This window comes from Pseudomonas putida, from assembly GCF_028682635.1.
GTDB classification, from domain to species: domain Bacteria; phylum Pseudomonadota; class Gammaproteobacteria; order Pseudomonadales; family Pseudomonadaceae; genus Aquipseudomonas; species Aquipseudomonas putida_AE.
On record NZ_JANHLK010000009.1, the window covers coordinates 111562 to 129258 of the forward strand.

Consider the following 17697-nt stretch of genomic DNA (forward strand, 5'->3'; position numbering starts at 1 on the left):
TTCAATCCGGGGCGTGCTTTTTGTGGGAGCGGGCTTGCTCGCGAATGCAGACTGTCAGGCAACAAAAAGTGACTGTCACACCGCTTTCGCGAGCAAGCCCGCTCCCACATTTAAAAATCAGTGAGCCTGGCCGTGCCATGGCACCAGTTTGCGTTGCAAGGCGCGCAGGCCCATCTCCATGGCGAAGGCAATCAGCGCGATCACCAGAATCCCCAGCACCACCACATCGGTGACCAGGAACTGCGCAGCCGACTGCACCATGAAACCCAGGCCGCTGGTGGCGGCGATCAGTTCGGCGGCCACCAGTGTCGACCAACCAACTCCGAGGCCAATGCGCACGCCAGTCAAGATATCCGGCAAGGCACTGGGCAGGATCACATGGCGAATCAACTGCGCGCGGGTCGCACCCAGTGACTGCGCGGCGCGCAATTTCGCCGGGTCTACCGTGCGCACGCCGGTCGCTGTAGCGATGGCGATCGGGGCGAAAATCGCCAGGTAGATCAGCAGCACTTTCGACAACTCACCGATGCCGCACCAGATCACGATCAGCGGCAGGTAAGCCAGCGGAGGAATAGGGCGGTAGAACTCGATCAAAGGATCCAGCACGCCCCGGGCAATCCGGTTGGCACCGATGGCGATGCCTACCGGAACGGCGGTCAGCACCGCGAAGCCGAGGCCCAGGCCGATGCGGCTGAGGCTCGCGCCCAGGTGCTGCCACAAGGTCGAATCCATGTAGCCGCTGGTGACCAGCAACCAGCCTTTTTGCAGCACGGCGGACGGTGGCGGCAGAAACAGTGGTTCGATCATTCCAGTGGCGGTGACCGCCCACCAGATGGCAACGAGCGCGACCAGGGTCAGCACGCTGATCCAGCGAGTGCTCAAACTGCGGCGCAGGGGCGTGACCGTGGAACCTGGTTTAACCGCTGCGGCGGGAATTTCGTAGCTGCTCATGCGCGCTCCTGCCGCTGGGCGGCGCTGCGTTGGGAGAACACTTTGGCGAGTACGTGTTCGCGGGTTTCGATAAAGCGCGGATCGGACTTGATCGACCGTGCCGATTCCCCCGCGGCGTAGCGCTGGCCGAAATCCAGCTGCAGTCGCTCGACGATCTGCCCGGGATTCGGCGCCAGCAGAATCAGATCCGTGGCGAGAAACACCGCTTCTTCAATGTCGTGGGTAATCAGGAACACCGGCTTGGCGGTGCGCCGCCAGACTTGCAGCAGCAGCTCCTGCATCTGTTCGCGGGTGAAGGCGTCGAGGGCGCCGAAGGGTTCGTCCATCAGCAACACACGCGGGTCGGCAGCGAGCGCGCGGGCCAGGCCGACACGTTGCTTCTGGCCGCCGGAGAGTTGCCAGATACGGCGGCTTTCGAAGCCGGAAAGGTCCACCAGCGAAAGCATTTCCCTTGCGCGGGCTTCGCGTTGGTCCCGGGCAACGCCGGCCAATTCCAGGCCGAAACCGACGTTGGCCAGCACGTCCTGCCAGGGCAGCAAGGCGTCGTCCTGGAACACCACGCCGCGTTCGGCGCTCGGCCCTTTGACCGGCACGCCGTCAAGGGTGATGCGCCCGGCGCTGGGCTCGACGAAACCGGCAATCAGGTTCAACAGCGAAGTCTTGCCACTGCCGGACGGACCGAGGGCCACCAGCAACTGCTGGGGGCCGAGGGTCAGGGAAATATCCGCCAGCACTGGTGCAGGGCTGCCGGGGTACTGTGCGCTGATGCGCTCCAGCTGTAGCAAAGCCATCGTCATTAACTCCCGATCAATCCGTGATGAACTTGGCGCTGACGTACGGCGCGTAGTCCGGCAGCACAGCGTCGACCTTGCCTTGTTCCTTGAGGAACGCGGCGGTGTCGGTGATGGCCTTGGTGGTCGGCGCGCCGAGGGTGATCACCTGGTCAGCCGCCAGTGGGTAGACGTTGCCTTGCAGCAGCAGCGGAATGTCGCTGGCCTTGGCACCGGAGAGTTTTACCAGCTTGTCGACGTTGCCTTGATTGGCCAGCCAGGCTTGTGGGTCCTTGCGGTAATCGGCGTAGGCATCCAGGGTGACTTTGGCGAACGCGGTGACGATTTCCGGGTGCTTCTCGGCGAAGTCCTTGCGCACGATCCAGGCATCGAAGGTCGGCGCACCGAACTTGGCCAGTTCGCCGGAGGTGATCAGCACTTTGCCGTTTTCCTTGGCTACACCGAGGGCCGGGTCCCACACGTAAGTGGCGTCGATGTCACCGCGTTTCCACGCGGCAATGATGGCTGGTGGAGCGAGGTTGAGCACGGTGACTTTCGAGGGGTCGATGTTCCAGTGCTTGAGCGCGGCCAGCAGGCTGTAGTGGCCGGTGGACACGAACGGTACGGCGATTTTCTTGCCGATCAGGTCCTGCGGGGTCTTGATCCCGGAACCGTCGCGGGCCACCAGGGCTTCGGCGGCGCCGATCTGGGTGGCGATCAGGAAGGTCTCCACCGGCACCTTGCGGGTGATGGCGGCTGTCAGCGGGCTGGAACCGAGGTAGCCGATCTGCACGTCACCCGAGGCGATGGCGGCGATGATGTCGGCACCGTTATCGAATTTGCGCCAGTTGATGTCGGCCTTGGTGGCTTTTTCATACGCGCCGTCGGCCTGGGCGACTTTTGCCGGGTCTACCGTGGTCTGGTAAGCGACGGTCACGTCAGCCGCCTGGGCAAACAGACTCGCCGCAGCCAGGGAGGCGGCCGCCAGCAAGCGAAGAGGGAAATTCAGTTTCATCGAGAAGCTCCTTGTCAGGCGACCGAGAGTCGGCGTGAAAAGGAGACTAAATGATATAAGAATCCGAAAATAAATAACTTTTTCGAATGAGCTTATGAGCGGAAAATTCTAAGAGTCTCTTTGTAGGAGCCGGCTTGCTGGCGAACCAGGCGGCGCGGTGTGACGGTTGCACCGCCTTCGCTGGCAAGCCAGCTCCTACAGGTTTTGCGTGATTTTCGATTAATTGCTGATCGCCAGAATACTCGCCTGGTACGAGCCGACAAACACATCGAAATCACCGACTTCGTTCTGCTCCAGCTCCGCTTGCTGAGCCAGCGACGAACGCGCCCGCTCTTCAAACTTCGCCTGTTGCTCGGCCGGCAACGGCTCGCTGCGGAAAAACTCCGCGTGTACCCGGCTCTGGCGCAGGGAGAACTGGGCAAAGCTTTCCTTGTGCTCGGCCATGGCCGCCAGCACCTGGGCCGATGGCGTCAGGGCAGGGTTCTGGACCTTGGCCATCTGTGCGTCCAGCGCCTTGCTGTGGGCGTCGCCGCCGTGGCTCTGATCCAGCAGCGCGGCCAGCGGGGCAATGCGCTCCAGCAATTGGCCGGCCCACTCCTTCAGGTCGACCGGTTGCCCGTCGCGTTGCAATTGCAGGCCCGGGCGACGACCTTCCTTGACCACGCTGAGGAAGTTGGAGGTCGCATTGCCGCAGCTGGTGTTGGTCAGCAACGGACTGTCGTTCAGCGCGCAGTACAGCAGGAACGCGTCGAGGAAACGCGACTCGGTGAGGTCGATGCCCATCGGCAGGAAGGGGTTGATGTCCAGGCAGCGCACTTCGACGTACTGGATGCCGCGGGCCACCAACGCCTGGATCGGCCGCTCGCCGGTGTAGGTCACGCGTTTCGGGCGGATGTTGGAGTAGTACTCGTTCTCGATCTGCAGGATGTTGGTGTTGAGCTGGACCCACTCACCGTCCTTATGGGTGCCGACTTCGACATAAGGCGGATAGGGTGTCGCCACCGCTTTGCGCAGGCTGTCGGTGTAGCTGTTCAGGTCGTTGTAGCACGGCGTCAGGCCGGCCTGGGCGTTGCTCTGGTAACCCAGGTCGCTCATGCGCAGGCTGGTGGCGTACGGCAGGTACAGGGTATCCGGGTCCAGCTGTTCCAACTGGTGCGAGCGACCACGCAGGAACCCGGCGTCCAGCGCAGGGGATGCGCCGAACAGGTACATCAGCAGCCAGCTGTAGCGGCGGAAGTTACGGATCAGCGCGATGTAGGACGACGACTGATAGTCGCGGTCGGTGCCGACAAAGCCTTCGGCCTGCTTGAGCAGCGGCCAGAGTTTTTCCGGCAGGGAAAAGTTGTAGTGAATGCCGGCGATGCACTGCATGGTCTTGCCGTAGCGCAGGGCCAGGCCCTTGCGATAGACGTACTTGAGCTGACCGATATTGGACGTGCCGTAGTAGGCGATCGGGATATCTTCCTCGGCCGGCAGCGGACACGGCATCGAGGGGCTCCACAGGTACTCGTTGCCGAGCTTGCTGTAGGCAAAACGGTGAATGCTGTCCAGGCTCGCCAGCGTATCGGCCGGGTCGGGCAGGGCCGGGGTGATGAACTCCAGCAGCGACTCGGAATAATCGGTGGTGATCTGTTCGTTGGTCAGCGCGGAACCCAATTCTTCCGGGTGCGGCGTTTGCGCCAGGCGACCTTCATCGGTCACGCGCAGGCATTCACGTTCGATGCCGTGAAGGCACTGTTCGAGCAGAGAGAGGTTTGCGCGCTCGCCGAGCAGAGCCAGGCGGCGGTTGAGAAGTTCGCTCAAGTTGGATTCCTTCACGCGTCAGTCGCCCCAATATGGGGGTGGGCAAGACGGTCTACAAGGGTGAAGTTAAAACTGGCGTTTTCGCCTGGTTTTGGAACTCGCCGCAATCGATGTGGGAGCGGGCTTGCTCGCGAAGAAGTTGTGTCAGCCAACAGATAATTACCTGACACACCGCCTTCGCGGGCAAGCGCGCTCCCACAGGAAATTCCGACGCTGTGGTCACAGCGCCGAAATTAACTCAAATCGATGACATCTAGCTACAGGACAGCGAACGTGCCTTGTGCTTTAGCGACCAGTTTGTCGCCTTGCATCACATCGGCTTCGACCACCAGCGTGCGCCGACCCGGGTGGATCACCCGGGCCGTGCACATCACCTCGCCGTCAGCGACGGCGCGGATGTAGTTGATCTTGCACTCGATGGTCGCGCTCTGCTGGTCAAAGCCGTGGGTGCTGGAGCAGGCCAGCCCCATGGCAATGTCCACCAGGCTGAACAAGGCTCCGCCGTGCAGCTTGTTGGCGCGATTGCGCAGTTGTGGCTCAAGCACCAGGGCGACTTGCGCCACCCCGGTTTCCAGGCTGTGCAAACGGCAGCCCAGCAGCTTGAAAAATGCGCTTTCGGTGTACCCGGCAGGGACGTCCATCAGCGCTTCTTCAACTGTTTGGCGTTGGCGAACAGCGACGCCATGGCGTTGTTGCTCGGCGCTGCGGCCGTGGTTTCCTTGCGCGGTGCGGTGTTCTGGGATTGGCGTGGCGCCGAACCCGGACGCGCACCACGGGCGCCGTCGATTTTCTCGCCCGGGGTGTCGCTCATGCGCATCGACAGGCCCACGCGTTTACGCGGGATGTCGACTTCCATGACCTTGACCTTGACCACATCACCGGCCTTGACCGCTTCCCGTGGATCCTTGATGAACTTCTCCGAAAGTGCGGAGATGTGCACCAAACCGTCCTGATGCACGCCGATATCGACGAATGCGCCGAAGTTGGTCACGTTGGTGACCACGCCTTCGAGAATCATGCCCAGCTGCAGGTCCTTGAGGTCTTCGACGCCTTCCTGGAACTCGGCGGTCTTGAACTCGGGACGCGGGTCGCGGCCAGGTTTTTCAAGCTCTTGCAGGATGTCGGTGACCGTCGGCAGGCCGAAGGTTTCATCGGTGTACTTCTTCGGATCGAGGCGCTTGAGGAACGCGGCATCGCCGATCAGCGAGCGGATGTCGCGGTCGGTCTCGGCGGCGATGCGCTGTACCAGCGGATAGGCTTCCGGGTGCACGGCGGACGAATCCAGCGGGTTTTCGCCGTTCATGACGCGCAGGAAGCCAGCGGCCTGCTCGAAGGTTTTTTCGCCCAGGCGCGCGACTTTCTTCAGCGCCGCGCGGGTCTTGAATGCGCCGTGCTCGTCGCGGTGGCTGACGATGTTCTGCGCCAGGGTCGCGTTGAGGCCGGAGATCCGCGCCAGCAGCGCCACGGAGGCGGTGTTGACGTCGACGCCCACGGCGTTCACGCAGTCTTCGACCACGGCATCCAGGCCACGGGCCAGTTTCAGCTGCGACACATCGTGCTGGTACTGGCCGACCCCGATGGATTTCGGATCGATCTTCACAAGCTCCGCCAGCGGGTCTTGCAGGCGGCGGGCAATCGAAACAGCACCACGGATCGAAACGTCCAGATCCGGGAATTCCTTCGAGGCCAGTTCAGACGCCGAGTACACCGAAGCGCCCGCCTCGGAAACCATGACCTTGGTCATCTTCATGGCTGGGTATTTTTTGATCAGCTCGGCGGCCAGCTTGTCGGTCTCACGGCTGGCGGTGCCGTTGCCGATGGCGATCAGGTCCACGGAATGCTTGGCGCACAGGGCGGCAAGAATCGCGATGGTCTGGTCCCACTTGTTGTGCGGCACGTGCGGGTAAACCGTGGCGTGGTCGAGCAGCTTGCCGGTGGAGTCGACCACCGCAACCTTGCAGCCGGTACGCAGGCCCGGGTCGAGGCCCAGGGTTGCGCGCGGGCCGGCCGGTGCCGACAGCAGCAAGTCGTGCAGGTTGTGGGCGAACACGTTGATCGCCTCGGTTTCCGCGCCGTCGCGCAGCTCGCCCAGCAGGTCGGTTTCCAGATGGGTGTAGAGCTTGACCTTCCAGGTCCAGCGCACCACTTCGCCCAGCCATTTGTCGGCGGCGCGGTTCTGGTTCTGGATGCCGAACTGCTGGCCGATCATGCCCTCGCACGGGTGCATGGTGCCCGGCAATTCGTCGCCGACCTTCAGCGCGGAGCTGAGGATGCCTTCGTTACGGCCACGGAAAATCGCCAGGGCGCGGTGCGACGGCATGCTTTTCAGCGGTTCGTCGTGTTCGAAGTAGTCGCGGAACTTGGCGCCTTCCTCTTCCTTGCCGGCGATCACGCGGGCACTGAGGGTGGCTTCCTGCTTCAGGTAGCTGCGCAACTTGTCGAGCAAGCCGGCGTCTTCGGCGAAGCGCTCCATGAGGATGTACTTGGCGCCTTCGAGGGCTGCCTTCACGTCGGCCACGCCTTTTTCGGCGTCAATGAAGCGCGAGGCTTCGGTTTCCGGGCTCAGGGTCGGGTCGTTGAACAGACCGTCAGCCAATTCGCCGAGACCGGCTTCCAGGGCGATCTGGCCCTTGGTGCGGCGCTTCTGCTTGTACGGCAGGTAAAGGTCTTCGAGACGGGTCTTGGTGTCGGCGAGCTTGATGTCGCGTTCGAGTTGCGGGGTCAGCTTGCCTTGCTCCTGGATGCTGGCAAGGATGCTGATGCGCCGTTCGTCGAGTTCTCGCAGGTAGCGCAGACGCTCTTCCAGATGACGCAGCTGGGTGTCATCGAGGCTGCCGGTCACTTCTTTCCGGTAACGGGCGATGAAGGGCACCGTGGAGCCTTCATCGAGTAGCGCGACGGCCGCTTCGACCTGTTGTGGGCGTACGCCGAGTTCCTCGGCGATGCGGCTGTTGATGCTGTCCATAAAACCACCTGACAAATTGTGAAAGCAGGCTCGCAGGCGCGCAGATAAAGGCCTGGCGAGTCTGGTTGAGCGGCCTGGCCTGCGCCGCTACCTGGATCAAAGGTATCCCGTTGACCCGTGAAATCGAACAATTACTGCCGGCGCCATGAAAATAAAAAGCAGCTGGCCGGCGTAACGATCAGACGTTGCCTGACACAAAAGGCCGCGCATTATAACCAGCGTTGCGTCCTTCGGGGACATCACAGGTTGTAGGCATAATCCCCGGATTTCTGGCGATAAAGGAAAAATCTGCTAACAATGCACACGGTGCGTATAACGGCAGCTACGCCATAATGCGCGCCGAGATCAAAGGAGCATCCAATGAGCAGCACTGCACAAACTGCTGAAGGCGAAAAAATTCTTATCGTTGACGACGATCCAGGGCTGAGCAGCCTGTTGGAACGTTTTTTCGTCAGCAAGGGCTACCGCGCTCGCGCCGTACCGAACACTGAGCAAATGGATCGCCTGCTGGCGCGCGAAGTGTTCAACCTGGTCGTCCTCGACCTGATGTTGCCCGGCGAAGACGGCCTGACCGCCTGCCGCCGCCTGCGCGGCGCGAACAATCAAATCCCGATCATCATGCTGACCGCCAAGGGCGATGAGCTGAGCCGGATCAAGGGCCTGGAGCTGGGCGCCGACGATTACCTGGCCAAGCCGTTCAACCCGGACGAGCTGATGGCCCGCGTAAAAGCCGTCCTGCGTCGTCAGTCGGCTCCAGTGCCGGGCGCGCCGGGCAGCGAAGACGAAAGCGTGACCTTCGGTGACTACGAGCTGTCCCTGGCCACCCGCGAACTCAAGCGTGGCGAAGAAGTGCACATGCTCACCACCGGCGAATTCGCGGTGCTCAAGGCATTGGTGATGAATGCCCGCCAGCCATTGACCCGCGACAAGCTGATGAACCTGGCCCGTGGTCGTGAGTGGGATGCCCTGGAGCGCTCCATCGACGTGCAGATTTCCCGCCTGCGCCGGATGATCGAACCCGATCCGTCCAAGCCCCGCTACATCCAGACCGTCTGGGGTGTGGGTTACGTGTTCGTTCCGGATGGCGCCGCCACCAAGTGATCGACGATTTGTAGGCGCGGGTTTGTGCGGGCAACGGGCAAGATGGCCTTGCCCGCAGACTCGCGACCGGCAATGTGCGAGCATCGCTCGCTCCTGCACGTGTTTAACGGTTACCCATGAAAACCCCGGTTTGGTTCCCCCAGAGTTTCTTCTCCCGCACCCTTTGGCTGGTGCTGATCGTCGTGCTGTTTTCCAAGGCGCTAACCCTGGTTTATCTGCTGATGAACGAAGACGTGCTGGTGGACCGCCAGTACAGCCATGGCGTCGCCCTGACGCTGCGCGCCTACTGGGCCGCCGATGAAGAAAATCGCGAAAAGATCGCCGATGCGGCAACCCTGATCCGGGTGGTGGGCGCCGGTGTGCCGGAGGGCGAACAACACTGGCCCTACAGCGAGATCTATCAGCGGCAGATGCAAGACGAACTGGGGGCCGATACCGAGGTGCGCTTGCGCATGCACTCGCCACCGGCGCTGTGGGTTCGGGCGCCCAGCCTGGGCGATGGCTGGCTGAAAGTGCCGCTGTATCCGCACCCGTTGCGTGGCCAGAAAATCTGGAATGTGCTTGGCTGGTTCCTCGCCATCGGCCTGCTTTCCACGGCCTCGGCGTGGATCTTCGTCAGCCAGCTCAATCAGCCCCTCAAACGCCTGGTGTATGCCGCGCGGCAACTCGGCCAGGGGCGCAGCGTGCGCCTGCCGATCAGTGATACGCCCAGTGAAATGACCGAGGTCTATCGCGCCTTCAACCAGATGGCCGAAGACGTCGAGCAGGCCGGTCGCGAGCGCGAACTGATGCTGGCCGGGGTTTCCCATGACCTGCGCACGCCGTTGACCCGGTTGCGCCTGTCTCTGGAGCTGATGGGTGACCATAACGACCTGACGGACGCCATGGTGCGCGATATCGAGGACATGGACGCCATTCTCGATCAGTTCCTGGCGTTCATTCGCGATGGTCGTGACGAGTCGGTGGAGGAGGTGGACCTGAGCGATCTCGTCCGCGAGGTCGCCGCACCGTACAACCAGAACGAAGAGAAAGTACAACTGCGCCTGGAGCCGATCCAGCCGTTCCCGTTGCGGCGGGTGTCGATGAAGCGGCTGTTGAACAACCTGATTGGCAACGCCTTGAATCATGCAGGCAGCGGGGTCGAGGTGGCGGCCTATGTGTCCGGGGATACCAGTGCGCCTTATGTTGTCCTGAGCGTCATGGACCGTGGCGCCGGGATAGATCCATCCGAGCTGGAAGCAATTTTCAACCCGTTCACCCGGGGTGACCGCGCTCGGGGCGGCAAGGGTACTGGTTTGGGACTGGCGATCGTGAAGCGGATCGCTTCGATGCATGGTGGCAATGTTGAGTTGCGCAACCGTTCGGGGGGCGGCCTGGAAGCGCGGGTGCGCTTGCCGTTGGGGCTGATGTTGCCGCGGGACGCTGTTTAAAACCCGATTTTTCAGTGGAGCTGATGGCCCCTTCGCGAGCAAGCCCGCTCCCACAATGATCGTGTTGAACGCAAATTTCATGTCCACTGAAGATCACTGTGGCAGCGGGCTTGCCCGCGAAGGCGGCTTCCCTGCCACCAAAAGATTCGGCGTTTAACCCTTCCCTTTGGTCCGAGTCATATTCGGCCCACCATTCTTCTCAAGATGCTCAATGATGATCCCCGCCACGTTCTTGCCGGTGGTGGTCTCGATCCCTTCAAGCCCCGGCGACGAGTTCACCTCCATCACCAGCGGCCCGTGATTGGAACGCAGGATATCCACCCCTGCCACGGCCAGTCCCATGACCTTCGCCGCACGCAAAGCGGTCATGCGTTCTTCCGGGGTAATCTTGATCAGGCTGGCGCTGCCACCGCGATGCAGATTGGAGCGGAACTCCCCGGGTTTGGCCTGGCGCTTCATGGCTGCAATGACTTTGTCGCCCACCACGAAGCAGCGAATGTCGGCGCCGCCGGCCTCCTTGATGTACTCCTGGACCATGATGTTCTGCTTGAGGCCCATGAATGCCTCGATCACCGACTCCGCCGCCGTGGCGGTTTCGCACAGCACCACGCCGATACCCTGGGTGCCTTCCAGCACCTTGATCACCAGGGGGGCACCGTTGACCATTGCGATCAGGTCGGGAATATCGTCCGGCGAGTGGGCAAACCCGGTGACCGGCAAACCGATACCCCGACGTGACAGCAATTGCAGCGACCGCAGCTTGTCCCGCGAGCGAGCAATGGCTACCGATTCGTTGAGGGGAAACACCCCCATCATTTCGAACTGGCGCAACACCGCGCAACCATAAAACGTGACCGACGCGCCGATCCGCGGGATCACCGCGTCAAAGCCTTCCAGCGGCTTGCCGCGGTAGTGGATCTGCGGCTTGTGGCTGGCAATGTTCATGTAGGCGCGCAGGGTATCGACCACCACCATTTCATGGCCGCGTTCGGTACCGGCTTCGACCAGGCGGCGGGTGGAATACAGACGCGGGTTCCGCGACAGCACAGCGATCTTCATGCAACACCTGTGGAAGAGGTAGATACCGGGAACACCGGCTTGTCTTGTACATATTTGATGCCCGGATTGACGACCAGCTGGCCATCAATCAGGGCTTTGGAGCCGAGCAACAGGCGATAACGCATGGATTTGCGGCAGGCGAGCGTGAACTCGACCCGCCAGACCCGGTCGCCGAGGGCCAGGGTGGTGCTGATCACGTATCGCACCTGCGCATGACCGTTGGAGCTTTTAATGGTTTTTCTCGTCACCAGGGGCGCTTCGCAGCGGCGGTGACGCAACTGCACCACCGTGCCCAGGTGCGCGGTAAAGCGCACCCATTGCTCGCCGTCGCGTTCGAATGTTTCGATGTCGGTGGCATGCAGGCTGGAGGTGCTGGCGCCGGTGTCGATTTTTGCCCGAAGGCCCGCGACTCCCAAATCCGGGAGCGCCACCCACTCGCGCAGACCGACAACGGTCAAATGGTCAAATGTCTTCAAATTTGCTCAACCGGTAGAAACCGCTCTGGCCGCAAGCGGCAGAATTCGCGGTATTCACGCAGAATAATGGTTAAAAGGCGACAGATATCTACGGCCCGGATTTCCAGCCCCGCGAGGCAGTTCTGGAATGACTGCATTGTAATCCGAGACGGCTTAATTCTTGGTACGAGGAAACGGTAGTACAGTTCATCAATATTTCAGGATGAGGAAATTCCATGGCACAAAAAAACGAAGAGGATGACAAAGTCCGGCTCGATAAATGGCTGTGGGCAGCGCGGTTCTATAAAACCCGTGCCTTGGCCAAGGCGGCGATCGAAAGCGGCAAGGTGCACTGCCGGGGCGAGCGCTGCAAACCGGGCAAGGAGCCGCGTATTGGCGACGAATTCGTGATCCGTACCGGTTTCGAGGAGCGCACGGTGGTGGTCCAGGCGTTGTCGATCGTGCGCCGTGGTGCGCCCGAAGCACAGACGCTGTATGCCGAGACCGAAGCCAGCATCGCCAAGCGCGAGAATGCCGCGGCCGAGCGCAAGGCAGGTGCCTTGGGCGTGAGTACCGATGGCAAGCCGAGCAAGAAACAGCGGCGCGATCTGTTCAAGTTTCGTGGCAGCAGCAACGAGTGATTGACCGGAGCCACCGATCGCGCCAATCAGGCCAGGACTTGTAATTGCGCCTGTGCGTAGCCATATGAGGTAATTAGTCTGCCGTGTTTGTGCCATTCGTCGTAAAGCGCGCACAGCCACTGGCCTGCAGGCCATAACCAGGCAGCCATACGCTATAGCCAAGGCGTAACCTCGTTCTGTAAACACTTTTGTCACCTATTCAGATACCAGACTTATGACCGACTTACCGGATAACGACTTCACCCAACGCTTCATCTTCGATGACAGCGACACCCGCGGCGAGATGGTTTCGCTGGAGCTCAGCTACGCTGAAGTCCTGGCCAAGCACGCCTATCCGGAGCCGGTTGCGCAACTGCTCGGCGAGCTGATGGCGGCTGCGGCGTTGCTGGTCGGCACCTTGAAGTTCGATGGCCTGCTGATTCTTCAGGCCCGCTCCGAAGGCCCGATTCCGCTGCTGATGATCGAGTGCTCCAGTGAGCGCGACATCCGTGGCCTGGCCCGTTACGAAGCGGACCGGATCGCCCCCGATGCCAGCCTGGCCGACTTGATGCCGGATGGTTCGCTGACGTTGACCATCGATCCGAAGCAAGGCCAGCGCTACCAGGGCGTCGTCGATCTGGACGGTGAAACCTTGTCCGACTGCTTCACCAACTACTTCGTCATGTCCCAGCAGATCGGTACGCGCATCAAGCTCTGCGCCGATGGCCGCCGCGCCCGTGGCCTGTTGCTGCAGCAACTGCCCGCCGATCGCCTGAAAGACGAAGAAGAGCGCGCCGCCAGCTGGCAACACCTCACTGCGCTGGCGACCACCCTGACGGCCGATGAGCTGCTGGGCCTGGACAACGAAACCGTGCTCCATCGTCTCTATCACGAAGAGCAGGTGCGTCTGTTCGATGTGCAGAAACTGCGCTTCCGTTGCAGCTGCTCGCGCGAACGTTCGGCCAATGCGTTGGTCAGTCTGGGTATGGAAGACGCGCAAAACCTGGTGGTCGAACACGGTGGAAAAATCGAGATCGATTGCCAGTTCTGCAACCAGCAGTACCTGTTCGACGCCGCCGATGTCACCCAATTGTTCGCCGGAGCGGGTGTCGAGACGCCGTCAGATACCCGGCACTAAAACGGTTCAGCGCAGGTAAATTCACTGGAAAGTGGCGTAATAGCGCCGTTACGACGGGAGGGCCCTACTCTTTTTGGGCTTTTCTGGCATAATCCGGCCCACTTTTTTCGCGGTAGTAGTGCACGACTTTCTACTACAAAACGTTTGGAGCACTCGGCCACTGGCCGACGGGGAACCTCATGACGCAAGCCAATAACGCCGTGTACACCGATCTGAGTGTTGATGATCTGGTTAAAGAAGCCCTCAACCGCGGTGAAGGCGAGCTTGCCGATACCGGCGCACTGGTTGTTCGCACCGGTCACCGTACCGGCCGTTCGCCAGTCGATCGTTTCATCGTTGAAGAGCCGTCCACCTCGGCCGCCATCGCCTGGGGCCCGATCAACCGCAAGTTCCCGGCCGACAAGTTCGATGCCCTGTGGGATCGCGTCGAGGCGTTCAACAACGCGCAAGAGCACTTCGTTTCCCACGTGCATGTAGGCGCAGCCGAAGATCACTACCTGGCCGTGAAGATGACCACTCAGACTGCCTGGCAGAACCTGTTTGGCCGTTGCCTGTTCATCAACCCGGCTCAGTACAACCCGGCTGGCCGTGAAGAGTGGCAAGTGCTCAACGTTGCCAACTTCGAGTGCGTGCCTGAGCGTGACGGCACCAACTCCGACGGTTGCGTGATCCTCAACTTCGCGCAGAAGAAAGTGCTGATCGCTGGCATGCGCTACGCCGGTGAAATGAAGAAAGCCATGTTCTCGGTGCAGAACTTCCTGCTGCCGGCCGCCGACGTGCTGCCAATGCACTGCGCTGCCAACATCGGCGAAGAAGGCGACGTGACCCTGTTCTTCGGTCTGTCCGGCACTGGTAAGACCACCCTGTCCGCCGACGAAAGCCGTTACCTGATCGGTGACGACGAACACGGCTGGGGCGAGGGCGTGGTGTTCAACATCGAAGGCGGTTGCTATGCCAAGTGCATCGACTTGTCCGAGAAGAACGAGCCGGTCATCTGGAAAGCCATCAAGCACGGCGCGGTCCTGGAAAACGTCGTTATCGACGATGCCAAGCACGCCGACTACGCCGATGTCAGCCTGACCCAGAACAGCCGTGCCGCCTACCCGCTGGAGCACGTTGCCAAGCGTTCCGAGAAGAACCTCGGTGGCGAGCCGAACGCTGTGATCTTCCTGACCTGCGACCTGACCGGCGTACTGCCGCCAGTGTCGATCCTCAACGAAGAGCAAGCGGCCTACCACTTCCTGTCCGGCTACACCGCTCTGGTGGGGTCGACCGAAATGGGTTCGGGCAGCGGCATCAAGTCGACCTTCTCCACCTGCTTCGGCGCACCGTTCTTCCCGCGTCCAGCTGGCGAATACGCAGAGCTGCTGATCAAGCGCATCCGCGGCTTCGGTTCCAAGGTTTACCTGGTCAACACTGGTTGGACCGGTGGTGGCTACGGCGTCGGCAAGCGCTTCAACATCCCGACCACCCGTGCGGTGATCGCAGCGATCCAGAGCGGCGCGCTGATCGGTACCGAAACCGAGCACCTGGACACCATCAACCTCGACGTGCCACTGGCCGTACCGGGCGTTGAGACTGGCCTGCTGAACCCACGCAACACCTGGGCCGACAAGCCATCCTACGACGAAGCCGCCAAAGCACTGGCCGGCCTGTTCATCGAGAACTTCAAGAAGTTCGAAGTGAGCGACGCGATCAAGGCTGCCGGTCCTCAGTTGTAAGTGTTGGTTTGACGCAATGAAAAAGCCGCCCTTCGGGGCGGCTTTTTTGTGGGCGACGTTTCAGGTTTTCAGGTGCAAGACAAACGCGCCGACCAACACCAGTACTACCCCCAGTACCTGCACCTTCCCCAGCCGTTCCTTGAAAAATACATACCCCAGAATAGCCGCTATCCCCCCCGACAACGTGCTGATCACCGTCACCACCGAAACCGACCCGGCCACTGCGCCCCAGGCGAATGACGAAAACCCGCCGAGGTTCATCAGGCTGGCGCCGGTCAGCGTCACGCAGTTTTTCAGCGGCGGGATTTTCAAGCCGTCGTCGATCCTGAGCACGATCACCACCAGCACTATCAGGCCCACCAGATACGCGAGCCAGAGCATCGTTACCGGCCCGAGTGTCTGCAGGACGAAGCGGCCTTGCAGCCAGAAACTGGTGCCGTAGAACACTGCCGCCAGCAACGCGTAGGCGATGGAACTGCTGGCTTGTGTGGTGTGGGGTACCTTCGGGTCGGAGTGAATGCTGGACAGAACCACACCGAGCACACAAAGGCCGATGCACAGCAACTGGATCAGGCTGATGTGTTCGCCGCCGGCCCAGGACAACAGCGTGGTCACCACGCCATAGGATGTCACCAGCGGGGCGACGATGGAGGCTTTGCCCAGGGCGAAGGCCTTGGACAAGGCCAAGGCGCCGGACACCGTCAACACGGCGGCGGCGAGGCCGAATAGCCAGGTTTCCAGCGGGGCGGCCAAGGACCGCAGAATGAATACCGGGAAGGCGACCAACAGCAGGCTCATGATGGTAAAGCCCAGCGCCTGACCGAAATACACGGCACGTTTGACGCCAACCGCGCGGGCGTTCAAGCCCACCAGAAAATCCGTGCCGCCCCACAGCACGGCGGCCAACAAGCCCATCAGAACGTCCACGCAATGTCCTTATCGTTATTCGCCGGGGACGCTACAGGCTTTCAAGTTCATCCGTGTCCCAGCGTTGGGCATTGATGGCCCGGTAGAGCATGCCGATGGTCAAAGGCACCTTGTCGCCACGACCCTTGGCTTTGCGCTTAAGGAATACATCGTAGCCGTCAGGCTGGAAATAGCGATAGCTGTCGTAATCCACGAAATCGATGGCGAAGTGGTCTTCCAGGGTTTGACTTGGGCAAATCTTATTGTTCGTCAGAGAGGATGGGAAGGGCGGGAGCAGATTGCGGCGAAGCATTTTGCATGTACTTGGCGATGGCTTTTTCTCGAGTGGACAGTGGTTTTTCGAGATCTGCCGGCGACGTGTTGAATCCTGCAAAACGCAAGCTTGCTAGATGTTTGAGCGGCTGACCTTTTCGTAATACGACTGTTTTTGTTTGAGCGTTAGCTTGCTATAACGTTGCTTCAGGTGGCTAATGCATTCAATACATGGACAGGGTCATTATGAATAGCTTTCAGCAAAGCCTTAGCCGGCCCCGTTGGCTCGCGACGGCCCTGCTCCCAATTTCGCAAAGTGCCAAGTTGGACGTCGATCAATGCTGCGAATTTGGCTTGAGTTAAACCAGTGGCCTTACGGATTTCTTTGACGTGCAACGCAACTACTTGAAATTCGCGGGAAGGTCGCCGCTCACCCCGTACAATCTCGTCCATCTGTTGTACGCTTTCCATCAGCTCATCAAAAAATTTGCTCATGGTTATCTCCAGTGTTCAATGACTGCTTTCAACGCTTTGCGCTCATCGGCGGTCAAATCTTGTTGTTCATTTTTAGGGTAGATCATCAATAAAGCGATTTGCGATGCCGAGATGAAATGATAGTAAATCACTCGAGCTCCGCCTCGTTTACCATGTCCCTTCGCTGCGACCCGCATTTTGCGGATCCCGCCTGTCCCTTCGATAACGTCGCCGGCTGAAGGGTTCGACACCAGCAGCTTCTGTAATATCGCGTAGGCATCGTCATCCAATAATTCTTTGGCTCGACGAGTGAAGATTGAGGTTTCAATAAAAATCATCAGTAATGTACGCCATTGGCTTACTTTTTGGCAGTGCCGGCGGTCCTGAATGACCTCCGCTTTTTCAGTTGCGACCATTATTGTTCTTCAGCCGGTCAGTTTCGGCAGGCGTTGCCGGGCGATGTCGAGCAGGTCGTTGCCGTCCTGGGTCAGCAGGTACAGCGCATTGACGATGTTGGGGATATCGCGGGTGTCGGCCTGTTTGAAGCACAGGCAATACAAGGTCTCCAGCAGGTCGCTGGCGGCGCGGATGCGCTGGCGGGCGGCGTCGAGGATTTCCAGGGGATCGGCCTCGGTGTCGATCACCAGTACCGGGGATTCGCTGTTGCTGGATTTGAGCGGGCGATAGCGGTCGGTCAGTGGGTCGGGGCGGATCATCGAGGTGGGTCCTGTGCGAAATCGGCAAGTGCGCCCGGTAAGCCCAGACACGGTTTTTCAGCCTTGCCGGAAACTATAGAAGGGCGTGGTGTTGTGCGACAAGACGGCGGAGATCGACAGGTGTTGTAGGGTTTTGCGCGGTTATTGAGGAAAGGGACTACAGACGCCGCAGAAGCTGTAGGGCATTTCGAATTTCGCTGCCCGCGAAGGCGATTTGCCAGGCGCCGCACTCCCAAGCCATCCGCTGTATCATCCCGTATCGTTTTTGCCCCCGACCTTTTCTCGACTCGCTGCGATCGC

General features: G+C 60.6%; 17 protein-coding genes and 1 pseudogene. 5 read left to right on the forward strand and 13 right to left on the reverse strand.

Annotated elements, in window-relative coordinates; genetic code table 11:
* Window positions 1-117: 117 nt before the first annotated feature.
* The 6 genes from tauC to NPS56_RS13700 all read right to left on the reverse strand — a co-directional run bounded on the left by tauC (window position 118) and on the right by NPS56_RS13700 (window position 7504).
* A complete protein-coding gene (tauC, locus tag NPS56_RS13675) occupies window positions 118-951 on the reverse strand; it encodes a taurine ABC transporter permease TauC (RefSeq protein WP_274075083.1) in 834 nt (277 codons plus the stop codon).
* Window positions 948-1742 (reverse strand): taurine ABC transporter ATP-binding subunit, encoded by a 795-nt coding sequence (gene tauB / locus NPS56_RS13680; RefSeq protein WP_274075084.1) that lies wholly within the window; start codon window positions 1740-1742, stop codon window positions 948-950. Before tauB ends, tauC begins: the two co-directional genes overlap by 4 nt.
* Window positions 1743-1758: 16 nt before the next feature.
* On the reverse strand, window positions 1759-2736 hold the full coding sequence (gene tauA / locus NPS56_RS13685; RefSeq protein ID WP_274075085.1) for a taurine ABC transporter substrate-binding protein: 978 nt from the start codon (window positions 2734-2736) through the stop codon (window positions 1759-1761).
* Window positions 2737-2955: 219 nt separating this feature from the next.
* Window positions 2956-4539 carry a glutamate--cysteine ligase gene (gene gshA / locus NPS56_RS13690; RefSeq protein ID WP_274075086.1) on the reverse strand — a complete coding sequence of 528 codons (1584 nt, stop codon included), beginning with the start codon at window positions 4537-4539 and terminating at the stop codon, window positions 2956-2958.
* 257 nt (window positions 4540-4796) lie between these two features.
* Window positions 4797-5180 (reverse strand): PaaI family thioesterase, encoded by a 384-nt coding sequence (locus NPS56_RS13695; protein WP_274075087.1) that lies wholly within the window; start codon window positions 5178-5180, stop codon window positions 4797-4799.
* A complete protein-coding gene (locus NPS56_RS13700; protein WP_274075088.1) occupies window positions 5180-7504 on the reverse strand; it encodes a Tex family protein in 2325 nt (774 codons plus the stop codon). The genes NPS56_RS13695 and NPS56_RS13700 overlap by 1 nt, the downstream gene beginning before the upstream one ends.
* A 360-nt stretch (window positions 7505-7864) precedes the next feature.
* Here NPS56_RS13700 and ompR point away from each other — a divergent pair, with 360 nt between their 5' ends.
* The gene (gene ompR / locus NPS56_RS13705) at window positions 7865-8605 is read left to right on the forward strand and encodes a two-component system response regulator OmpR (protein WP_218441155.1); all 741 of its coding nucleotides are present in this window, start codon (window positions 7865-7867) and stop codon (window positions 8603-8605) included.
* Between the two features lie 116 nt (window positions 8606-8721).
* Window positions 8722-10035: an ATP-binding protein gene (locus NPS56_RS13710; RefSeq protein WP_274075089.1), complete on the forward strand. Its 1314-nt coding sequence runs from the start codon at window positions 8722-8724 to the stop codon at window positions 10033-10035.
* Window positions 10036-10188: 153 nt separating this feature from the next.
* Here NPS56_RS13710 and rimK read toward each other — a convergent pair whose 3' ends face one another.
* Both rimK and NPS56_RS13720 read right to left on the reverse strand, forming a co-directional pair.
* Window positions 10189-11094, reverse strand: coding sequence for a 30S ribosomal protein S6--L-glutamate ligase (gene rimK, locus NPS56_RS13715; protein ID WP_034148478.1), 906 nt, complete (start codon window positions 11092-11094; stop codon window positions 10189-10191).
* Entirely contained in the window at window positions 11091-11552 is a 462-nt protein-coding gene (locus NPS56_RS13720) for an ATP-dependent zinc protease family protein (protein WP_178134291.1), read from the reverse strand. The genes rimK and NPS56_RS13720 overlap by 4 nt, the downstream gene beginning before the upstream one ends.
* 233 nt (window positions 11553-11785) lie before the next feature.
* Between NPS56_RS13720 and NPS56_RS13725 the strand changes: the two genes are divergently transcribed.
* From NPS56_RS13725 to NPS56_RS13735, 3 genes are all read left to right on the forward strand, one after another.
* The gene (locus NPS56_RS13725) at window positions 11786-12190 is read left to right on the forward strand and encodes an RNA-binding S4 domain-containing protein (RefSeq protein WP_274075090.1); all 405 of its coding nucleotides are present in this window, start codon (window positions 11786-11788) and stop codon (window positions 12188-12190) included.
* Between the two features lie 214 nt (window positions 12191-12404).
* The gene (hslO, locus tag NPS56_RS13730; RefSeq protein WP_274075091.1) at window positions 12405-13307 is read left to right on the forward strand and encodes an Hsp33 family molecular chaperone HslO; all 903 of its coding nucleotides are present in this window, start codon (window positions 12405-12407) and stop codon (window positions 13305-13307) included.
* A gap of 179 nt (window positions 13308-13486) precedes the next feature.
* Window positions 13487-15028, forward strand: a complete 1542-nt coding sequence (locus NPS56_RS13735) for a phosphoenolpyruvate carboxykinase (RefSeq protein WP_274075092.1) — start codon at window positions 13487-13489, stop codon at window positions 15026-15028.
* 60 nt (window positions 15029-15088) lie between these two features.
* Here the strand turns inward: NPS56_RS13735 and NPS56_RS13740 are convergent, their stop codons facing one another.
* The 5 genes and pseudogenes from NPS56_RS13740 to NPS56_RS13765 all read right to left on the reverse strand — a co-directional run bounded on the left by NPS56_RS13740 (window position 15089) and on the right by NPS56_RS13765 (window position 17397).
* On the reverse strand, window positions 15089-15943 hold the full coding sequence (locus NPS56_RS13740) for a DMT family transporter (protein ID WP_274075176.1): 855 nt from the start codon (window positions 15941-15943) through the stop codon (window positions 15089-15091).
* Window positions 15944-15986: 43 nt separating this feature from the next.
* Window positions 15987-16181, reverse strand: a pseudogene (locus NPS56_RS13745) (DUF1493 family protein); the annotation flags it as partial.
* A gap of 233 nt (window positions 16182-16414) precedes the next feature.
* Entirely contained in the window at window positions 16415-16702 is a 288-nt protein-coding gene (locus tag NPS56_RS13755; RefSeq protein ID WP_274075093.1) for a helix-turn-helix domain-containing protein, read from the reverse strand.
* Between the two features lie 2 nt (window positions 16703-16704).
* The gene (locus NPS56_RS13760) at window positions 16705-17019 is read right to left on the reverse strand and encodes a type II toxin-antitoxin system RelE/ParE family toxin (RefSeq protein ID WP_274075177.1); all 315 of its coding nucleotides are present in this window, start codon (window positions 17017-17019) and stop codon (window positions 16705-16707) included.
* A gap of 87 nt (window positions 17020-17106) precedes the next feature.
* On the reverse strand, window positions 17107-17397 hold the full coding sequence (locus NPS56_RS13765; RefSeq protein ID WP_274075094.1) for a hypothetical protein: 291 nt from the start codon (window positions 17395-17397) through the stop codon (window positions 17107-17109).
* Window positions 17398-17697: the final 300 nt, after the last annotated feature.